This window comes from Halobacillus campisalis, from assembly GCF_030345335.1.
GTDB lineage: Bacteria > Bacillota > Bacilli > Bacillales > Halobacillaceae > Halobacillus_A > Halobacillus_A campisalis.
In genome coordinates, this window is record NZ_JAPVRC010000002.1 from 408,676 (window position 1) to 430,245 (window position 21,570).

At 42.9% G+C, this 21,570-nt stretch carries 16 protein-coding genes, 1 pseudogene and 2 riboswitches; of the genes and pseudogenes, 12 read left to right on the forward strand and 5 right to left on the reverse strand.

Annotated elements, in window-relative coordinates:
• Positions 1–171: 171 nt before the first annotated feature.
• The 3 genes from katG to O2Q26_RS06130 form a co-directional block, all read right to left on the reverse strand.
• Positions 172–2,409, reverse strand: a complete 2,238-nt coding sequence (katG, locus tag O2Q26_RS06120; RefSeq protein WP_289215047.1) for a catalase/peroxidase HPI — start codon at positions 2,407–2,409, stop codon at positions 172–174.
• 468 nt (positions 2,410–2,877) lie between these two features.
• On the reverse strand, positions 2,878–4,044 hold the full coding sequence (locus tag O2Q26_RS06125) for a DUF4317 domain-containing protein (protein ID WP_289215048.1): 1,167 nt from the start codon (positions 4,042–4,044) through the stop codon (positions 2,878–2,880).
• Between the two features lie 943 nt (positions 4,045–4,987).
• Entirely contained in the window at positions 4,988–6,571 is a 1,584-nt protein-coding gene (locus O2Q26_RS06130) for a BCCT family transporter (protein WP_289215049.1), read from the reverse strand.
• Positions 6,572–6,865: 294 nt separating this feature from the next.
• On the opposite strand from O2Q26_RS06130, the gene O2Q26_RS06135 reads away from it, so the two are divergent.
• The 11 genes from O2Q26_RS06135 (at position 6,866) to O2Q26_RS06185 (ending at position 18,058) form a co-directional block, all read left to right on the forward strand.
• The gene (locus O2Q26_RS06135; RefSeq protein ID WP_289215050.1) at positions 6,866–7,369 is read left to right on the forward strand and encodes a DUF2243 domain-containing protein; all 504 of its coding nucleotides are present in this window, start codon (positions 6,866–6,868) and stop codon (positions 7,367–7,369) included.
• Positions 7,365–8,195 (forward strand): cytochrome c oxidase assembly protein, encoded by an 831-nt coding sequence (locus tag O2Q26_RS06140; RefSeq protein WP_289215319.1) that lies wholly within the window; start codon positions 7,365–7,367, stop codon positions 8,193–8,195. Before O2Q26_RS06135 ends, O2Q26_RS06140 begins: the two co-directional genes overlap by 5 nt.
• Positions 8,196–8,342: 147 nt before the next feature.
• Positions 8,343–10,001 carry an SLC13 family permease gene (locus tag O2Q26_RS06145; protein WP_289215051.1) on the forward strand — a complete coding sequence of 553 codons (1,659 nt, stop codon included), beginning with the start codon at positions 8,343–8,345 and terminating at the stop codon, positions 9,999–10,001.
• A 15-nt stretch (positions 10,002–10,016) separates the two neighbouring features.
• Positions 10,017–11,219, forward strand: a complete 1,203-nt coding sequence (locus O2Q26_RS06150) for an MFS transporter (RefSeq protein ID WP_289215052.1) — start codon at positions 10,017–10,019, stop codon at positions 11,217–11,219.
• A gap of 13 nt (positions 11,220–11,232) precedes the next feature.
• Positions 11,233–11,736 (forward strand): O-acetyl-ADP-ribose deacetylase, encoded by a 504-nt coding sequence (locus O2Q26_RS06155; RefSeq protein WP_289215053.1) that lies wholly within the window; start codon positions 11,233–11,235, stop codon positions 11,734–11,736.
• 181 nt (positions 11,737–11,917) lie between these two features.
• A riboswitch (SAM riboswitch) is annotated at positions 11,918–12,021 on the forward strand.
• 131 nt (positions 12,022–12,152) lie between these two features.
• Positions 12,153–12,887 carry a phosphoadenylyl-sulfate reductase gene (locus O2Q26_RS06160; RefSeq protein ID WP_289215054.1) on the forward strand — a complete coding sequence of 245 codons (735 nt, stop codon included), beginning with the start codon at positions 12,153–12,155 and terminating at the stop codon, positions 12,885–12,887.
• Positions 12,884–13,960, forward strand: coding sequence for a sulfate permease (gene cysP, locus O2Q26_RS06165; protein WP_289215055.1), 1,077 nt, complete (start codon positions 12,884–12,886; stop codon positions 13,958–13,960). Before O2Q26_RS06160 ends, cysP begins: the two co-directional genes overlap by 4 nt.
• Position 13,961: 1 nt before the next feature.
• Positions 13,962–15,110, forward strand: a complete 1,149-nt coding sequence (gene sat, locus O2Q26_RS06170) for a sulfate adenylyltransferase (RefSeq protein ID WP_289215056.1) — start codon at positions 13,962–13,964, stop codon at positions 15,108–15,110.
• 14 nt (positions 15,111–15,124) lie between these two features.
• Entirely contained in the window at positions 15,125–15,718 is a 594-nt protein-coding gene (cysC, locus tag O2Q26_RS06175; RefSeq protein ID WP_289215057.1) for an adenylyl-sulfate kinase, read from the forward strand.
• Positions 15,719–15,740: 22 nt separating this feature from the next.
• Complete coding sequence (cobA, locus tag O2Q26_RS06180) at positions 15,741–16,502, forward strand: uroporphyrinogen-III C-methyltransferase (RefSeq protein ID WP_289215058.1); 762 nt, start codon at positions 15,741–15,743, stop codon at positions 16,500–16,502.
• Between the two features lie 17 nt (positions 16,503–16,519).
• Positions 16,520–18,058, forward strand: coding sequence for a uroporphyrinogen-III synthase (locus tag O2Q26_RS06185; RefSeq protein WP_289215059.1), 1,539 nt, complete (start codon positions 16,520–16,522; stop codon positions 18,056–18,058).
• A 33-nt stretch (positions 18,059–18,091) separates the two neighbouring features.
• On the opposite strand, the gene O2Q26_RS06190 is transcribed toward O2Q26_RS06185, so the two are convergent.
• Both O2Q26_RS06190 and O2Q26_RS06195 read right to left on the reverse strand, forming a co-directional pair.
• The gene (locus tag O2Q26_RS06190) at positions 18,092–18,703 is read right to left on the reverse strand and encodes an NAD(P)-binding protein (protein ID WP_289215060.1); all 612 of its coding nucleotides are present in this window, start codon (positions 18,701–18,703) and stop codon (positions 18,092–18,094) included.
• Between the two features lie 262 nt (positions 18,704–18,965).
• Positions 18,966–19,529: pseudogene (locus O2Q26_RS06195) on the reverse strand (homocysteine S-methyltransferase family protein); the annotation flags it as partial.
• Positions 19,530–19,623: 94 nt separating this feature from the next.
• Positions 19,624–19,730: riboswitch (SAM riboswitch) on the reverse strand.
• A gap of 435 nt (positions 19,731–20,165) precedes the next feature.
• On the opposite strand from O2Q26_RS06195, the gene O2Q26_RS06200 reads away from it, so the two are divergent.
• Positions 20,166–21,545 carry a YjiH family protein gene (locus O2Q26_RS06200; RefSeq protein WP_289215061.1) on the forward strand — a complete coding sequence of 460 codons (1,380 nt, stop codon included), beginning with the start codon at positions 20,166–20,168 and terminating at the stop codon, positions 21,543–21,545.
• The last annotated feature ends 25 nt before the right edge of the window (positions 21,546–21,570 follow it).

Below are 21,570 nucleotides of genomic sequence, written 5' to 3' on the forward strand. Positions count from 1 at the left end.
CGGAGTGTGGGACTCTATTTATTAAAAAAGAAGGCAGCTAACTCTTAGAGGATGCTGCCTTTTTTCTCGCTCCACTTATATACCCTCGTCGTAAAACCTAAAAAAGCACCTTACCGAATGACCATGAAGCGAAAGATTCCGCTCCAGGCATCCAGGTAAGGTGCTTTTTAATTATGCATTATGATACATCATAGAATCGCTCTTCGTTGTAAGGTCGAAGCGGTCAGCGTTCATGACCTTCACCCATGCAGCTGCGAAGTCACGCACGAATTTTTCGTGATTGTCATCCTGTGCATATACTTCTGCAAGGGCACGCAGGACAGAATTTGAACCGAATACGAGGTCTACACGTGTAGCTGTGCGGACGAGTTCGCCAGTTTGACGGTCGCGTCCTTCGTAAAGGTTGTAGTCTGACGGTTTCCATTCAATACCCATATCAAGCAGATTCACGAAGAAGTCATTCGTAAGTGTGCCGACACGGTTTGTGAAAACGCCGTGGTCTGTTCCTTTATAGTTTGTACCAAGCACTCGCATACCGCCGATTAATGCAGTCATTTCCGGTGCGGAAAGGCCAAGAAGCTGAGCTTTGTCAATTAATAATTCTTCTGGGCTCAGTGTGTAGGCTTTCTTCTCGTAGTTTCGGAAGCCATCGGCCATCGGCTCTAATACTTCAAAGCTTTCGACATCCGTTTGTTCCTGGGTTGCATCGCCGCGTCCTGGTGCGAACGGAACAGTGATGTTAACGCCCGCATCTTTTGCAGCTTTTTCTACGGCTGCACTGCCTCCTAGAACGATTAAATCAGCAATGCTGACTTTTTTATCAAGCTTGCTTTGCACGTCTTCATAAACGGAAAGTACTTTTTCCAGTTTCTCAGGCTCGTTTACTTCCCAATTCTTCTGAGGGGCTAGACGGATACGGCCGCCATTCGCGCCACCGCGCATATCGGATCCGCGGTACGTACTTGCGGAAGCCCATGCTGTTGAAGTAAGCTCGCTGATCGTCAATCCAGTATTAAGGATTTTCGCTTTCAGCTCAGTTATTTCAGCGTCTGACAATTCATAATCGACTGCCGGAATCGGATCCTGCCAAATCAAATCTTCTTTTGGAACTTCAGGTCCTAGGTATCTTGATTTTGGCCCCATGTCACGGTGAAGCAGCTTGAACCATGCACGTGCGAAGGCATCTGCGAATTCAGCCGGATTTTCATGGTAACGGCGTGAAATTTTTTCGTAATCAGGATCCATGCGTAACGCCATATCGGCTGTTGTCATAAACGTAGGAACGAGTACAGATGGATCTTCAGCATCTGGTGCCATATCTTCTTTTTTAGGATTTACAGGTGCCCATTGATTGGCTCCTGCAGCGCTCTTTGTAAGCTCCCATTCGTAACCAAATAATAGATCATAGAATCCGTTATCCCAAACTGTCGGGTTAGCGGTCCATGCACCATCAACACCACTGGTGATGGTATCGCGGCCTTTACCACTTCCGTGAGTGCTGTGCCATCCTAAGCCTTGTTCTTCAATATCAGCGGCTTCTGGTGCCGCTTCAACTTTTTCAGGGTCGCCAGCTCCGTGAGCTTTACCGAATGTGTGACCGCCGGCAATCAAAGCCACAGTCTCTTCATCGTTCATTCCCATTCGGCCAAAAGTTTCACGAATGTCTACAGCACTTGCTAGTGGATCCGGGTTTCCGTTTGGTCCTTCAGGGTTCACATAGATGAGCCCCATCTGTACTGCAGCAAGTGGACTTTCAAGCTCGCGGTTGCCTGAGTAACGGTTGTCCTCCAGCCATTCTTTCTCAGTACCCCAGTAGACATCTTCTTCAGGATGCCAAACGTCTTCACGTCCGCCAGCAAATCCAAATGTCTTCAAGCCCATGTCCTCAAGAGCAACATTACCAGTCAGAACGAGTAAGTCAGCCCAGGAGATTTTGTTACCATACTTTTGTTTGATCGGCCAAAGCAGACGGCGGGCTTTATCAAGGTTCGCGTTATCCGGCCAGCTGTTTAGAGGTGCGAAGCGTTGTGTACCAGTGGCACCGCCGCCGCGTCCGTCACCAGTACGATACGTACCGGCTGCATGCCATGACATACGGATGAAAAGTGGACCATAGTGTCCAAAGTCAGCAGGCCACCAGTCCTGGCTAGTTGTCATTAACTGATGAAGGTCCTGTTTCAGTTCGTAATAGTCCAGCTTTTTAAATTCTTCAGCATAATCAAAGTCTTCACCCATTGGATTCGTTTTCTTATCATGCTGATGCAGGATGTGGAGATTCAGCTGGTTCGGCCACCAGTCTTTATTCGTTGTACCAACTTTTGAGGTCGTTACGGCACTTTCTTCCTCCGTTTTACCGTGTGATACAGGGCACTTACCAGCTTGACTTTCATGCATTTCGTTCTTGTCCATAAGTTATACTCCCTTTCTTTATGTTAGAATTAAACAATTAAAATCACTCTTAGATTATAATTATAATAAATTAGAATCAAAATTGAAAGCGAGATACATAGATTATCGAAAATAATTTTCAATTGGGCAGCAAAGAATTTGTAATGACAGGGGTGGCGCAGAATGGGTAAAAAGCTGACTGTGGGGGTTAAAATCCTCTTATTTTCTATTTTAACAAATTTACTGAATATAAAGTAGATTTTAGTGTTTTTAAAGAATAGTTGAGAGATATTATCGCACTGAAAGGGGCATAGGAGATCTTCGGGAAATGTACAGCATACACTTGAATTTAAGGTGTTTTTTATAAAAAAATGTTGGGCTTACTTCTGGCATTTCTATCAATAATCTAAAGGCCGCCTATATAAGAAAAACAGATAGAGAAAAACCCCTCTATCTGTTTTCATAAAACGAAAGCTTATGTTTATTTTGTCATTCACCAAATGCTTCAGGAAGCATCTTAAATCCATCAATCTCCGCATCTTCTTCCACTTCAATCATAATACATCGTTTCCCTTTATAATTGACCTGCCTCACATACTCCAGGTCCTGAGGGCTGATCGAGATGTTGGCGATTTTGGTGTTGATTTTAATAGATTTTGATTTGTATTTAGGCACGATGCTGCTTGCTTTCAGCTCATAGCCTTCGTCATCGGTAAATCTTTTAAAAGCGGTTTTAATCTTTTCAGAATCGACTTGTTCGCCACTCTGGGTCAGCACGCGTTCCACGTCTTTGTAATCTAGCTTTGGTGGTTCGTCGTCTTCGTTTTCTTCCACGACTCTATTGATTTCTCCGTAAACGCTGGACAGGGTGGAAGGGTTGAGTTGATTTCCCACTACATCCTTGATGACTTCCTCAAACACTGCTTTGTCTTCCTGAGCCGTCATGAATTCTTCTCCATTTAGTACGTCCTCGATAAAGCGATAGTCCGGCTCATTGGCTTTGCCTGAGGAATAGAGTACGTGGTTCACATCGGAAGCCCCCTCCGTAATGGAAGGGAAGAGGAACCCGGACATTGGATTTTTCAGGTCAATGACCGGGTCCACCTCTATCTTATACTTGAATTCTTTCTCGATATAGTCGAACTGGATCTCTTTCTTAGGTTCCTCTGTTTTGTTGATACTGCAAAGGATAAAGGGATTCGCGTAAACGGAATCTCTTTCACTTTCGTCGGATCCTTCACTACTTCGTTTCGTCTTCATTAAGTATTCAGCGCGAATAAAAGTGATGACCACATCTTTTTCATAAGGGTGGTCATTAATCATTTTTTCTGTCATCTGCAGCATTTGTTCTTTCCATTCTTCAACTCCACTGCTCAGTAATCCTTTATGCAGGATGAGCTGACTGTGATCTTCTGCTTCACGCTTGAATTTCAGCTCGAATAATTTTTCATCAAGCTGTCCGGTCAGTACTTTTTTGAAGTTTGCCATGAACAGCTCCTGCTGATCTTTGTCCAGCATTTCAAATGGCTGACTCTGGTGATGGTAAATGTCGGTCGTTTCTTTCATGATATATACGTTAAAGATGTCAGTGATCTTCAGTAAGTCATTATCCACTTTAAGCTGTCGGCGGATGCCGGCTATGTCTTTTTTGTCCATCAATCGTCCACTCCTAAGCTTTTTGTGATCATCTAGTAAAAGATTCTTCTATTTTATCATACGAATCTTGTAATCATGCAGAGATTAAAATAACAATTCTATATATTCGTAACATGAAATCGCAGGTGTGTTTTTTTAGAGGACGAACTATAAAATGGCAGTTATCCGGAAGACTGGATTTCGAGTCGTTTGGTGAGTGGATGAGGGCGGCGGGGAATGGCTCGCTTTCCGTGGGAGCGCGGTGAGCTTCCTCGGACGTCCCGTCCTGCGGGATCTCACCTAACACTCTCTTCCCACAGGAGTCTCCCCATTCCCCGCTGCCCCTTACTATATATCTGCTTCTCGAAATCACTTGAATAAGAACCTTTTTAAATATATTTCATACTCCAGTTCCGCGTTTATAGTATTTTTCCCTTCCAATTGTATGGTGGCTTTAGAAAACGGTGAGACTCCTAGCTTTGAAAGCGGAAGCGCTTCGTTCCGCGGCGTATGGACTGGACTGAGCTGGAGGAGATAAAGGAAACACGAAGAACAGAGTGATTCGATGTTGACTTATCGTACAGAAGTGAAGGAAGTCTCAGTAGCCGCTAAGCGCTGGAGCTGGATATAGCCCCTTATGGTTTATGCAATTGTTTATATTAATACCTATTATGGTGTAAGAGGTGGGATGTACATGATTGGTCGAAGCCTGAGGAAGCTCACCACATGCCCACTCAAAAGCGATCTGTTTTGTAAAGCCACCGTCTCCTCATATCAAAGTCTCGAAACGGAGTTTTCAAAATAAGGGATCGTATGTGAAAGATTGAGGCTTAACAGAGAATGGTATAGAAAAAAGGGCTGCCCATAAAAGTCTGTTTCATAGACTTTTATGGGCAGCCCCGTGCTTCGTTATCTTTTGAAAATGTCTGCTTTAAAGCGAGAAGAACAGAAAAGCATTTCTCTATTACTCATCTGAATTATAATCTTCAATTTGCTGCTGGATGCGACGGTGTCTTTTTCGCTCTTCTTCAAGTCGAGCTTCTCTGTAATCTTCCCTGACTGATTTCAACAGGGAGACGCATGAGATGAACAAGACGATCGAAAACGGCAGTGCTCCAATCAGCGATGCAGTCTGCAGTCCTTCTAAGCCGGCACTGATAATTAATACGGTAGCTAGTGAAGCAATCAGTGTACCCCAAACTATTTTTACCACAACAGAAGGGTTATTATCGCCATTTGAACTCATCATTCCTAGTACAAATGTTGCGGAGTCAGCAGAGGTCACAAGGAAAGTGAACAACAGACAGATGGAAAGTACAGATAATATCGTTCCTAATGGAAGATTTTCCAACATGCTGAACAAGGCAGTCGCTTCGTTTTCTGCCACTGCGGCTGCGATATCGGTTCCCTGGAATAGATCGAGATGGATGGCCGTTCCACCGAATATACCGATCCAGATAATTCCGATAGCAGGCGGGGCCACCATGACACCAAGTACGAATTCTCTTACAGTACGTCCTTTGGATATGCGGGCTACGAACATTCCGACGAATGGAGCCCATGCAATGGTCCATGCCCAGTAATAAACAGGCCAATCCTGTACCCATGTACTATCTGTATAAGAATCGAGTCTTAGGCTGGCTTGGAAAAAGTTCTGCAGATAATCTCCTACACCCATCGTAAGAGTTTCCAATATGAATCCTGTCGGTCCAATGAATAAGACGACAACCATAAGGACAAGTGCAATCCCAAGGTTGGTATTACTTAAGTATTTAATACCGCGGTCAAGTCCAGAAAGGGTGGAAAGCATGAAGAAGATGAACATGACGGCAACGATAGATATTTGAGTGACTGCTCCGCCTGGTGCGTTGAATACACTTCCAAGTCCGCTGTTTATTTGTAATACACTTAACCCTAAAGTCGTTGCTACACCCATAACTGTCGCTATGATAGCAATGATATCGATCGTATTACGCAGTGGCTTTTTTCCTGTGCTTCCGATGACGGAATTCATCGTATCACTGATCAAGCTTCGCTCATCCTGACGGTAGATAAAGTATGAAAGAGCCAATCCAACGAAAGTAAAGGAAGCCCATTGGTGGATCCCGTTGTTGAAAAATGCGTTCCACATGGCTTCACGCGCAGCGGCAGGCGTTTCAGCTTCAATGCTGGCATCAAATGGAGGAGGGGAGCCGAAATGGGTCATCGGTTCAGCAACACCCCAGAATACGATACTTACACCGAATCCACAGCTGAACAACATGGCGATCCATGTGAAAAGCGGATATTTCGGACGGACGTCATCCCCGCCTAAGCGAATTTTACCGTATTTACTAAATGCTAAATAAAAATTAAAGATGATTAAAAATAGCACAAAGACTAAATAAAACCAGCCAAAGGTGTTTGCGATAAATCCATAAATTCCTTCAGCCTGCGAAGCGAGGGTCTCAGGTGCCAGACCACCCCATAAAGCGAATAAGAAGATGATAGAAAAAGAGATTAAAAATACCCTGTTCATAAATTTCCACTTCTTTTTTGATTTGTCCATCACATTGCCTCCTTTTAACAATAAAAATTATGTCTTAGATCTACAGACGTTCAAACTTAAGTATCGGCCAGCTGTGAATCATACTCCGTTTCAAAGCTATTCAATTAGTGACCTTCCTGAACCCTTTCCCTATTTTAAATGAAATAATGCCAGAAATCTGGAATTGTCGAAAATTATGTACTGATTAAATCTTGAGGTTTAGAATTTTTAAGAGAATTATTGGAAATAGAAGTTTACAGGAAGATATTGGGGGAATTTTATTTGTACGTTATTTAACGATCTGAGGAGGTTCCTATGACGGCAAATACTTATCAAAATTCTATTCACTCCAATCAAATTTCTTATTCCACACGTAATTTGTGGTCAGGTGTTCTATTCGGTGTCGGTTTAGCAGCTTTCTTAGATGAAACTCTTTTTCATCAACTATTACACTGGCATCATTTTTATGATAAGTCGACCACGGATGCCGGGCTGGTATCTGATGGTTTATTTCATGCGTTCAGCTGGTTTGCCACTATTGGGAGTTTATTTCTGTTTGCAGATTTGAGGAGAAGGAACGCATTATGGCTGACCAGGTGGTGGAGCGGTGTTTTACTTGGGGCGGGGGCTTTTCAATTATACGATGGAACAATCCAGCATAAGGTCATGCGCATTCATCAGATTCGCTATGTGGATAATCTGATTATATATGATCTCGTTTGGAATATTACAGCCGTTGTCATGATCCTTGCAGGCGCGTTTCTTCTAGTACGGACGAAGAAAAAAATGAAGAAACATAAGGGTGAGCAGCGTGATTAGTACTTCTCACATTCATGGTCACACCACAGGTGCCGAGCTTTCGGAATGGGCGCAAATTATTTTAGCTCTGCCTTTTATTTTCGCTCTCATAATATATGGCGCAGCAGTATTTTTCTCAAGGCAGCTTCAAAGGCCGTGGCCCTTTTACCGGATAGTTTTATGGGTACTGGGGATCGTTTGTGCTCTTGCTGCAGTTGTTGGTCCTCTTGCTCAATTGGCTCATATGGATTTTACGATGCACATGCTTGGGCATTTACTGTTAGGAATGCTCGCTCCTCTCCTAATGGCATTAGCTGCCCCAATGACTCTGTTTTTACGTGCACTTCCTCAAGGGCAGGCAAAGCGGCTGTCGCGATTGCTGAAATCATGGCCGTCACGGGTATTAACAGATCCTATCGCTGCTTCTTTACTTAACGTCGGGGGTTTATGGATTCTTTATACGACACCTTTGTATCAGACGATGCATGAAAACAGTTATTTACATGTGTTCATTCATGCTCATGTTTTCATCGCCGGGTATCTGTTTACTGTTGCCATGATTTATATCGACCCAACTCCTCATAGAAACAGTTATTTGTATAGAGCCGTTACTTTGATTGCTGCTCTTGCGGGACATGGAATTTTATCAAAATATATTTTTGGAAATCCGCCGGCAGGTGTCCCGGTCGGTCAAGCTGAGAGTGGAGGCATGCTAATGTACTACGGGGGTGACGGGGTAGACTTGATCATTGTGTTCATCCTTTGTCTTCACTGGTACCGCTCGACAGCGCCTGAAAATTTTAAGGTCAACAATAAAGCAAATCCTTTCGAAACAGATCCCGCTTGAATGCAATCCCTTTGCCTATGCAGGGATTGTGTTCAAGAATTGCACCCTATCGTCCTATATATTCCAATATTTATGTGTGCTAAAATTTGATAATATATTTGAATATTCTTACATATATGACTTTACAAACTCGATGGGAGGAGAAATATGCATTATTTGTCATTATTAAAAAGTTATTGGGCTCGACTTTGGGACATGCATGACCAGGCGAAGGATTTGATGAAATTTACAGTAACCGGTCATTCTGATGATATGTCCGATGAACACTCTGATGATAAAAAGACGGAAGAGAAGCCAAATGGTGATGGTCCATCTTTTGACAACAGACAGAAAGTCGGTCTTTTTTTAGGTCCTCTTTTGTTTGCGCTTACATTATTGTTTTTTGAGGCAGAGGGATTATCTCAAAGCGGGGTTGCTATATTAGCTAGTACGTTATGGATTGCTACTTGGTGGATTACAGAAGCCATGCCGATTCCTGCAACTTCATTGCTCCCGCTGATTTTATTCCCTTTAACGGGTGGTTTAGGTGGTGACGATACAGCTTCCTCTTATGGAGATAATACGATTTTCTTGTTTATGGGAGGTTTCCTTATTGCGCTCGCCATGCAGAAGTGGAATTTACATAAGCGCATTGCGCTATTTATCATTTCAAACGTAGGGACGAGCACAGAACGTATTGTGCTGGGGTTCATGGTCGCTACTGGTGGTCTATCGATGTGGATCTCTAATACAGCGACAGCCATGATGATGGTACCGATTGGTTTAGCGGTCATTTATCAAGCTTCAGAACAGTTGAAAAAGCAAGGAGATGGTTCTGTAGATCATTCTTCGTTCAATTTTGGCAAAGTGACGATGCTTGGCATTGCCTACAGCGCTTCTATAGGCGGATTGGCTACGTTGATAGGGACGCCTCCTAACACTATTTTCAGAGGTGTAGTGGAAAATCAGTACGGCATCGAGATTTCCTTTGCGGGGTGGATGGCTTTTGGGGTGCCGTTGTCAGTTATCTTTATGGCCATTGCCTGGATTTACTTAGTGAAGGTAGCTTATCCTATGGAAATGAAGGAGCTTCCAGGAGGTAAGCAAGTGATCTATGAAGAGCGTGAGGCTCTAGGGGTAATGAGCTGGGAAGAGAAAGTCGTACTGGCTATTTTTTCCTTAACTGCTTTTGCGTGGATTACTCGTTCCTTTTTACTCGCTCCTTATATTAATGAAAATTTAGATGATACAATCATAGCGATGATTGCGGCCATTGTGCTTTTCCTTATTCCTTCTAAAAATAACAAAGGCTCATTTCTCTTGGATTGGGATACGGCGAAAGGTCTTCCCTGGGGAATTATCTTGTTATTTGGTGCAGGTCTTGCAATAGCTGCCGGATTCCAGGAATCAGGTCTGGCTGAGTGGGTCGGCAGCCAATTAACAATCCTGGAAGGAGTAAGCTTTATATTAATACTCGCAATCGTCATTGCTCTCGTTATCTTTTTGACAGAAATTACGTCCAACACGGCCACGGCTACGATGATGTTCCCGATTATGGCATCATTAGCAGCAGCTATTAATGTTCATCCATACAGCCTGATGATTGGTGCAGGGGTAGCGGCAAGTTGTGCGTTTATGCTTCCAGTTGCCACTCCGCCAAACGCTGTTGTATTCGGCTCCGGGTATCTGCGGATTCCTGATATGGCGAGAGCAGGTTTTTTGCTTAACATTATGGCTATCGTATTAGTGACCCTGGCCATTTACTATTATTTACCTTTCGTATGGGGAATAGATTTAACCACTTTCCCTGAACAATTCAATAATTAATAAAGGGTGTACGTTATGGTGATCAGTCAAGAGGCGGCTAAGCCCTACACACCGAAAGAGTGGGCATTTTGGCGAGTCACCATCGCTCTGATGCTGGCTTCTTTGCTAGTATTTTCTACGTTATATGTTTTTCAGCCGTTACTTCCTGTATTCGTAGATGAATTCAAAGTAACGGCTACGCAATCAAGTGTGCTCATGTCGGCTTCGGTTCTTTCAATGGTCATAGGGCTGTTTATTCTCGGTTTTCTGGCTGATCGTTACGGGCGCATACTGATGATGCGTCTTTCTCTCACAGGAACAGTTCTGCTGCTGGCAGCGATGCCGTTTGCCGCATCTTTTGAATGGTTAATGATATTTAGGCTTTTACAAGGATTCTTTCTGGCGGGAGTACCTGCAGCAGCGATGGGGTATTTGGGGGAAGAGGTATCTTCAAGAGATTTAGGACTTGCTATGACATTGTATATTTCGAGCAACGCTTTAGGAGGAATGGGCGGTCGTGTAGTATCAGGTTATTTGACAGATATATTAGATTGGCAGATGATGCTGCTCTCAGTTTCAGCATTTGGAATTATCACTACAATTCTATTTATTTTATTGCTCCCGAAAGAGCGATTTTTTGAAAAACAATACGCTCCTCTAAGTGAAGATATAAGAGGAATGCTCATCCATTTAACGAATAAAAATATGCTTGCATTGTTTTTGATGGGGTTATTGCTGCAAATTGTATTCACTGCTGTATGGACCTATTTACCGTTTTACCTGCAGTCAGCGCCTTATGAATGGTCGCTTAAATGGATATCATTTACTTATTTGGCCTATGGTCTCGGAGTTCTTGCCCCGCCGCTGGCCGGGAGAATTTCTAATAATCTCGGATTGCCAAAGGTCATGTTAGCTGGATTAAGTCTGTTGCTTTTAGGAGTCTGGTTAACAGTTGTTGAGCCTGTAATATTCATTCTGATCGGTCTCGGACTTATTTGTATGGGTTTTTTTGTTGCTCATTCGATGGCTGCAGCTTTAGTCAGTAAATCAGCCTCCCACCATCGCAGCGGGGCTTCAGGCTTTTATTTGATCAGCTACTATATTGGGGTCGCTGTCGGAAGTACGGCAGTCGGGAACCTATGGGAAACCTTTAAATGGATCGGAATTGCATCCACAAGCTTAATTTTGTTGTTTGTTATTATTTGTATCCCTATTTATAAAAAAATGGAGGACAGGTGAAGGAGGTTTTCAAATGAGTTCATTAATCGATATTATAGAGAAAGATATCACTCAACTTCAAGTAGATGCCATTGTCAATGCTGCCAATCGCCAGCTTATGGGAGGTGGTGGAGTGGATGGAGCCATTCATAAAGCAGGTGGACCAGAGATCATGGAAGAATGCCGGAAAATAGGAATATGTGAACCTGGTGAAGCGGTCATTACAACCGCAGGACAACTTCCTGCAAAAAAAGTCATTCACACGGTTGGTCCTGTGTGGAATGGGGGAGACCAGCAGGAAGAGGAGCAGCTGGCTTCTTGTTATAAAAATTCATTGCAACTGGCCGTGAATGAAGGATTTACGACGATCGCCTTTCCTAATATAAGCACAGGAATTTATAATTATCCCAAAGAGCGGGCAGCTGAAACAGCTATTAAAACGGTAAAAGCATTTTTACGGCAGAATGATCATATAGATGAGGTATATTTTGTTTGTTTTGACGAAGAAAACAAAAGGCTGTATCAAGAACTTATCTAATTGTATAAACTAGGAGAGGTCAAATTTCTGACCTCTCAAAATTTTTTTTATTTTTTAAAAACCGACTAAAACACTAGGAATAAAAGGGTTTAAAGAGTTTTTCGCATAGTGATAGGCATTTAACCCCTTTGACAGCTTGAAAAGGATACTGTATATTTCCATTTAATCACATAAAATTAAATTCTTATCCAGAGAGGTGGAGGGACTGGCCCTTTGAAACCTCGGCAACAGACTTAGTAAGTACTGTGCTACTTCCAGCAAGCTTGATCGCTTGATAGATAAGAAGAGACCGAGTCCGGTACCCTCATCCTCTTCTTATGACTAAATAAGAAGAGGATTTTTTAATTAATGGATAATCTACAGTACATGTGTTTTTTAAGTTCAAACGATCTTTGAAAGAACAAAAGGAGGTTTGTATGATGAGCAGCTTTATCACTTATGATTCGTTTGTAAACGATCCTTTTTCAGGTCAGCAGTTTGACGACCAGATGAAAGGGGCTTTGAACATATTAGAGTGGGCTTACAGCACGTACGATGACATTGTCTATGCTTGCAGCTTTGGGGCGGAAGGAATTGTACTTATCGACTTGATCTCAAGAGTCAAGAAGGATGCCCACATCGTGTTTTTGGATACAGGCGTTCATTTTCAAGAAACGTACGACTTGATTGACCGAATGAAAAAAAGGTTCCCAGATTTGAATATTACGATGAAGAAACCAGATTTGACGGTATGGGAGCAGGCAGAAAAACACGGAGATAAGCTTTGGAATTCAAACCCCGACAAATGCTGCTATATTAGAAAAATTAAACCTCTTGAAGAAGCGTTGAAAGGAGCAACAGTCTGGGTCTCCGGGTTGCGCAGGGAGCAGTCACTGAGCCGCAGTAAAACCGATTTTGTCAATAAAGATGAGCGGTTTCATTCCATTAAAATTTGCCCGCTGATCCACTGGACATGGGAAGATGTTTGGAATCATATTAAAGAAAATGATCTGCCATATAATGATCTTCATGATAAAGGATATGCGAGTATCGGATGCATGCCGTGCACATCTCCATCAGAAGATCCTAACGGTCGTTCGGGAAGATGGGAAGGGTTCGGAAAGACGGAGTGTGGATTGCACACCACGTCTGATCATGGGTCTGCCACATGACGTTAATTATTGTATGTCTGCTTGTTGCTCATTTTTTTGCATTCAATGTTGGAGCAAGTGGGTCAGCAGCAACTATGGGCATTGCATACGGCACAGGAGTGGTGAAGAAGAAAAGAATCGCTCTGCTGCTGAGCGGAGCCGGCTGTATGCTTGGGGCTTTATGGGGAGGAGAGGTCGTTGAGACTATAGGAAAGGGATTGATTTCCTCCGATTTACTCACAATTCAGGCGGCAGCTATCATTCTATTCGTTTCTGCCGTAACTCTCTGTTTCACGAATATCATCGGTATTCCGCTATCTACTAGTGAAGTAACTGTCGGTGCAATTGTAGGGGTCAGCATCTCGCTGCAGCAGCTCTATTTGAGAAATTTACTGGAGATCCTGTCTTTTTGGATCATTATCCCTGCTGCCGCATTTATTACGACGTTTATATTCGGGATCCTACTGAAGCATTACAAAAGCAAGTATCGTTTTCTTCCATCTAAGAGGATGACGAAGATCCTTTCTATATTACTTGTGCTCACTGGGTTCCTCGAAGCTTTCGCTGCAGGGATGAACAATGTGGCCAACGCAATTGGACCACTTGTCGGCGCTGATGTTTTGTCCATGAATGCCGGACTACTGACAGGTGGATTATTCATGGCGTTAGGAAGCGTATTTTTGGGAGGCAGGGTGCTTGAGACGAACGGAAAGAAAATTTCGTACTTATCGCTTTCGGATGGCGTCGTCATTTCAGGGACTTCCGGCATACTTGTATTAGGAGCTTCGATCATCGGAATTCCTATTCCTATGACCCAAGTTACGACGTCAGCCATTGTAGGTACAGGTGCGGTGAAGGATTGGAAAGGCATTTGGGAAAATAAAGTCATCCATCAAATCGTGAAAGTTTGGATAGCCTCTCCGATGATATCGCTGGTTATCGCTTTCTGTCTGACAGAAGTTCTTCTGCAATCGAACTTCTATACAGTCGTTATCATTGCAAGTGGAATAGTAGCCACCTTGATCCTTACGAACTTTGGAAGGGGAGCCATTGTTAATAAAAGTAAACACCATACACTGAAGGAGGAGTTTTAAAATGACAATAAGCAAGCCGCACGGAGGAGTATTAGTTAATCGAATCGTTGAGGAATCTAAATGGACAAAAACAGAGGTATCCTTTGATATTGAGCTGGATGATATCGCTTTAAGTGACCTGGAGCTCATTGCAAATGGAGCGTACAGTCCGATTACCGGCTTTTTAAAGCAAAAAGACTACGAGTCAGTCGTACATAATATGCGGCTGTCTGACGATACAGCCTGGAGTATTCCTATTACGCTTCCCGTTGATGAAGTCAAAGCGAAAGAGCTTGAGTCGGGCCGCTGGGCAAGTCTATCAAAAGACGGAGAAATCTATGGCTATATAGAAATAGAAGAAATCTATCTTTCTGATAAAGATACAGAAGCGGAAAAAGTTTACCAGACGACTGAGATTGAACATCCAGGCGTCAAAAAACTGTTCGATCGTCCTGATTATTACGTAGGGGGGCCTATTCATTTAGTGAAAAGACCACCTCGTAAACATTCTGAAGTGTATTACTTAGACCCTGAAGAAACGAGAGAAGAATTTGCTGAGCTGGGATGGAAGAAGGTAGTTGGCTTTCAAACGCGTAACCCGGTTCACCGAGCCCACGAGCATATTCAAAAAACGGCACTGGAAACGGTAGACGGACTCTTTTTAAATCCCCTAGTCGGAGAAACGAAAAGTGATGATGTACCAAGTGATGTAAGACTTAGAAGCTATCACGTGCTGCTCGAAAATTATTACCCGAAAAACCGCGTGTTTCTGGGTGTGTTCAACGCCGCAATGCGCTATGCCGGACCTCGTGAAGCAATATTCCACGCGCTCGTCCGCAAAAATTTCGGCTGCACTCATTTTATCGTAGGCAGAGATCACGCCGGTGTGGGTGATTATTACGGAACGTATGATGCTCAGAAAATTTTCTCCAATTTCACAGAGGATGAACTCGGCATCACGCCATTGTTTTTTGAACACAGCTTCTATTGCCACACCTGTAAAGCCATGGTTTCGAGTAAAACGTGTCCGCATGACAGTGATCAACACGTCATCCTATCAGGGACGAAAGTGCGTGAGATGCTGCGCAATGGAGAGCATCCTCCAGAAACGTTCAGCCGTCCTGAGGTCGCGAGTATTCTCATTCAAGGGTTACAAAAAGTCAGTCAGTAAAGGAGACGGTAAACGTGAGTTCGAATTTAACATGGCATCAAACCACCATTAAAAAAGAGGATTACCGCAAGAAAAACGCACATTCCAGCGGGGTGATCTGGCTGACAGGGCTGTCCGGCTCTGGAAAGTCGACCATCGCAAATATTGTAAATCAAAAGCTTTACGAAAAAAGTCTTCAATCTTACGTCCTTGACGGAGATAACGTTCGCCATGGTTTAAACAATGACTTGGGGTTTAATGACAGCGATCGTCAGGAAAATATCCGTCGTGTCGGAGAAGTCGCTAAGCTGTTTGCCGACAGCGGTACAATTGTTCTTGCCTCATTTATTTCGCCATTCCAATCGGATCGCGATCAAATTCGTCAAAGTTTAGATGAGGGGGAATTTATCGAAGTATTCGTAAGCTGTCCGCTTGGGGAATGCGAGGATCGTGATCCAAAAGGGATATACAAAAAAGTGAGAAATGGAGTGATTCCATCCTTTACAGGTATCGATTCTCCGTACGAGGAGCCGTCAAATAGTGAGATCGTAGTATATACGAACCAGGAATCCGAAGAAGAGTCTGCTGATCGCATCATACAGTTATTAAAAGATAAACGATGGATATAAAAATGAGGGGAGGGAGACGACCATGACAAAGGTATATTTAGTAGGTGCAGGTCCCGGGGATCCAGACTTGATCACAGTAAAAGGAATGAAGGCTATACAAAAAGCAGATGTCATTTTGTACGACAGATTAGTCAATGAAGAACTGCTTGAGTTTGCCTCAAAAGGAACACAATTAATATACTGTGGGAAAAAGCCGGACCAGCATACGTTACGACAGGATAAAATCAATGAGTTATTGTGTAAGTATGCCAGGCAGAACAAGATCGTGACCCGCTTAAAAGGCGGGGACCCATTCATCTTTGGACGAGGAGGAGAAGAAGCTGCTGTCCTGAATGAGTATGGCATCGATTTTGAAATTGTTCCTGGCATTACGGCCGGTGCAGCTGCACCTGCTTACGCTGGTATTCCCTTGACACACCGGGAACTAAGCTCTTCTGTTACTTTTGTTTCAGGCTTCAACCCTAAGCAGGATACAGTTGAATATTGGACAGGTCTGTCACGCAGTAAAGGCACGATATGCATTTATATGGGAGTGAAAAAGTTCCCACATACTTGTGAACAACTGAAGGCTCATGGAATGGATCCTGATATGCCCGTCGCCATCATCCACTGGGGCACGACTCAAGGACAGAAAACGATAACGGGAACGCTGTCGACAATTCATGACCAATTACATGAAGTGGCCAATCCATCGATGATCGTTATAGGGGAAGTGGTCCGCCTTAGAGAACAGCTGCAATGGTTTGAAAAGGTTCAGCTCCCCGAAGTATCACCAGCTATTTAAAGTAAAGGAGATTCGGTATGCAGGCAGTATTATATGTCAGTCACGGAACAAGGTATGATAAAGGGAGACAGGAGGCTCTGGACTTTTTACAATCGATTCAGCCTCGCGTCAAAGCCCCCTTGCAAGAAATATGTTTCTTGGAAATCATCTCCCCGAATATAGAAGAAGGTATTCACAAACTCGTCAATAAAGGGGCTACGTCTGTGGCCGTCATACCGGTTTTACTACTGAAAGCCGGTCATGCCCTTAGTGATATACCTATCGAATTAGAGAAAGTCCAAAAAAAATATCCGGAGCTCACCCTGACCTACGGTGAACCCTTAGGTGTCCAGGACCGCATCATTGATGCAGTAGAAGAGCGGGTCAGAGAAGTTAAGAAACCCATCGACACCCATACGAAACTATTGCTGGTGGGCAGAGGCAGCTATGATTCCGCAACCAAAAGAGACATCGGAGCTGTTGCGGATGGTTTGAAGGAGCGCTTTGGAATAGAAGATGTGGATATCGCTTACCTGGCCGCAGCTAAACCATCGTTTAACGAAGCTATCGAAAAAATGGATAACAGTACCTCAGTAGTAGTGGTCCCTTATTTATGGTTCGACGGATTATTGATTCAGTCCATGAAGGAAAAAGTCCAGTTCTATAATCAAAATGGCGGCCAAGCATCACTATGTCATCATTTGAATGATCATGAAATAATGAAGCAAGCATTGATTGACCGGGTACATGAGGCTTTTGACACTCCATTTACCGGAGTGAAGCCGCTCGCAGGAAAGAAAATTGCAGTTGCTGCGGAACGGAACTCAGAAGCGATGGAAGAAATTATTCGTAAACAGAACGGAACGCCAATTATAAGGTCCATCCAGGGAGAAAAGTGGCTTCACGAGAAAGAAGCGGAAGTAGATGTGCAGCGGTTAATCGATTCGTCATTCGAATGGGTGATTTTAACGACTGGCATCGGAGCTCGGGCTCTGGAAGAAGCCTCCATCAGAATTGGCCGTCAACAGCAGTATCTTAATAAGCTGCAGCAAACGAAATTAGCAATTCGCGGAAGCAAAACCGTGAAATGGCTGAAAGAAAAAGGGCTGGAACCGGACTTACTTTCCGATGATGGAACAATGGACGAGCTTATTCAGCAACTGAAACATGAGGAAATCAAAGGCCATAGAATCTTCCTGCAGCAATACAACAAAGATGAAAAGGAGCTGCTTGATAACCTTCGAGCCCTGCCTATCGAACTTTATCAATCCTTACCTTACCATTACATTTCCCCAGACAATGAGGTATTGGAAGACCTGAGAAAATTGATCGTGAGTCACAAACTGGATGCAGTACTATTCACAAGCAAAACACAAGTCCAGAACCTATTCGCATACGCTGGTAAAGAATTGATCGAACCATTTCATCACCACGTACTGCCTGTAGCCGTAGGTCAAGTGACCGCCGATGAACTCCGTCATAATGGTGTCAGCTATCTGATTGAACCGGACACACCCAAAATGGGCGCCATGATTGTAGGCCTTACAAACCACTATAAAGAGCAGACTCTTGTATAAAAAAAGCCCATCATCTTCTATAAGATGGTGGGCTTATTGTATGTTATTAAGTTGTTCAAGTACAAATTCCTGGTCTTCAGGGTGAAAATGATCTTCATCAACTAGGCGGCGAAGCCACTGTTTCTTCTTTTCAGTAGATAGAGAGGACCTTTTAATCAGCTGACGCGCTTCAAATAAGAAATCTAAGTAATCCTCATACTTTTCATCATATTGCACAGCTAAATCACGTTTGATTTTTGCAGCCAATATAGGGCTTGAGCCGTTCGTTGACACACTGATCGAAAGCTTTCCTCTTGAGAATTGCGTAGGAAATTGAATATTCCCTGCTGCTGCATCCTCGACACTGTTCAGCAGCACATTTTGAGGAGCTGACTCGATTATGGCTCGGTTTACCTCCGAATCGTTAGTAGCAGCAACGATAAGAAAAGCATTCTGTAGATCCTCAGCAGAAAAGGATTTTTCATGCCAGTCCAGCTTTCCATCTTGATAAAGGGTTGTGAGAGAAGAAGTAAGCGCAGGACTGATCACCTTAATATCAGCTTCGCTGCTTAGAAGAGTACGAACTCTTCGTTCAGCAATCTTCCCGCCTCCAACGACGACTGCTTTTTTATTTTTTAGATCGAGCATTAATGGAATTGCAGCCATAATAAGCGCTCCCTTCGTTAGATTTATTGTGAGGGAGAAGAAGTTAGCCGTCAATACAGATTTTTATCTTATGATTTCCGCTTATCTCCCTTATCTGGAAGATAGGTTCGTTATTTTTGTCTAGACAAATAGGTTCTTGGAAATGACTCGCTTTCCGAGGGGATGACGGCCAGCCTCCTTGATCTAACGATCTTTGGGGTCTAGCCAGTCCATCCATTCCCGCAGGAGTGATTACAAAGAAAAAGTTATGAAAGGATACTATTAAGCTGGCGTTCGGGTAAGCGGAGAGCACAGCTTTCTTTGGCAAAGGAACAGCTTCCAGCGCCCGGGTCATATGATAAGGTCCAAGCAGGCAATTCACTCCGACGACGTCAGCACCATATCTCTCACGTATGTTCAAAGCCTTAGGGAGTGGAGTGTCGTCCTGTAAGACTCCAGGTTCATGCATAGATACTTGAGCTATGATAGGAAGATTCGTTTCTTTTCGCACGATTTGTAAGACGGTCTTTAACTCTTCTAAATAATAGAATGTTTCGAATAACAGACCATCGACTTCTTCGAATAAAGCAGTACAATTGCTCCCGGAAACTCCGATTAATTTCTTCAAAGGTTACAGCCTGCTTTTTGATCGCACGTATGCCGCCTATCGTTGCCCCATATGTATTGGTTTGTAAAACATCAGCTCCAGCCTCTACTTATGCTTTGTGGACGTTACGTACTTCACTTTCATGAGACAGATTCAGTACTTCACATAAGAATATAGTAATGTCCCTAAAGCGCCTTCTCCTATTAGAGTTCGGTCTTGTAATGCATCTTTAAAATTCATGGTTATCCTCCAATCATCTGATGGTGCGGTGTTTTAGTGCCTGCACAAAAACAAAAAAGCCTTCTTAAGAAGACTTTTGGTTATACAATCCTTCTTCTTATCTTTCAAGTTTTTACACTTGCTGGATTTAGCACCATACTGCTTAAAACAGTGGTTACTGAGATATTGACGGGCCAGTCCCTACACCTCTCGAGATAAGAAATCTATGAAATTTTAGTAAGCATCATTTTATTGAGTGTTGCGACTTACAACACACTAAATAATGTAAGTGATCAAAAAGATATTCATAATTTTTGGTATTATTCTAAATTTATAATCTTAGAAAATATACATTCGAACCAAATCATTCCAAAATAGATAGGTATATAGATTTAGGTAATGTTATTATTTTCTATATATTCTAATTATAATGTATTGAATATTCTTAATATTAGATCATCTATGCATATTTTCTGTTATACTTTCTGAAAGCTTGATATAAGCCTTTCTAAGCTTAAAAGATTGAATATTCTTAAATTAAATATCACTATTGAATTTTTATACAAGTAAATGTATGATTAACAAATTGAATCATACATTTTTGAGCACAATGAACTATTAAATATGCAAAAAATATTCATTATCGGAGGGTTTATTATGGAATTGGAAAAACAAGATCCTGACCACGGAACAGGGAGCTATACATCGAAACAGCTGATGAAGTTTTTAATACCTTCCATTATTGGGGTACTTCTCTTTTTAGTACCTGTATCTTTTAATGGATCGGTCACTATTGGGTTAGGAATAATGGCAGATGGGCTTCAAGCAGCTATATCTGATTATATTCCACTATTCATGACAATTGTGCTTTGGACTTCGGTTTTAGGCAGTTTCCTTATTAAAACGATCAGCAGCCCGGCGATACGCAATCATAAATTTTTATCTAGTTTATTTGATATCGGGTTATTTTGGATCGTTCTTCGTTTACTCGGAGCCGTATTTGCAACACTGACTCTGACAGGGTCGGGACCGGAAGTGATTTCTTCGGAATTAACTGGACAAGTTGTCCTGTTTGATTTGATTCCGGTTCTGATGGTTTGGTTTTTATTCGCTAGTTTATTCATGCCTTTACTCTTAGAGTTTGGGTTGATGGATTTTATCGGTTCAGTGGTCCGTAAAATTATGCAGCCTTTATTCAAGCTTCCGGGACGATCATCTGTTGATGCTTTAGCTTCCTGGATGGGAAGCGGTACGGTCGGGGTTTTACTTACAACCCAGCAGTATGAAGGAGGCTATTATACGAAAAGGGAAGCAGCCGTTGTCGCTACTAACTTTTCAATCGCTTCTATCGCTTTCAGTCTTATCATTGCAAGATTCTTAGAAATAGACGATATGTTCGTGCAGTTCTATTTTACTGTAGCTGTCTGTGGTATCATTGCGGCAGTCATTTGCCCGCGGATTCCTCCGCTTTCTAGAAAAAAGAACTCTTATTATGAACCAGCAGGTAAGCAGATTGATGAAGCCGTTCCTGCAGGTATTTCAACTTTTCGCTGGGGAGTGGACCAGGCAGTAAGAAAAGCGGATCAAGTAAAGAGCGCACGTGATGTGATTAGTCGTGGAATATTCAATGTAGCGGATATATGGCTGGGTTTGATTCCGTTGGTCATGGCTTTAGGTACGATCGCTTTGATTATAGCTGAATTTACTCCTATATTTACGTTTTTATCGTATCCATTCATACCATTTTTGAACCTGCTGCAGATTCCTGAAGCTGCAGAAGCCGCTCCGGCGATGATCGTCGGTTTCGCAGATATGTTTCTGCCTGCAGTTATAGGAGCTGGTATTGAATCAGAGCTGACGCGGTTTGTTATTGGTGTAATGTCACTTACCCAGCTCGTGTATATGTCGGAAATCGGGATTTTACTGATCAAGTCAAAAATTCCATTGAACTTATTGGAACTGTTCATCATTTTTTTACAGCGTACTGTAGTGACCCTGCCTATCGCTGCACTTATGGCTCATCTGCTATTCTTTTAAACCGCATGATAATATGAACGAGAAG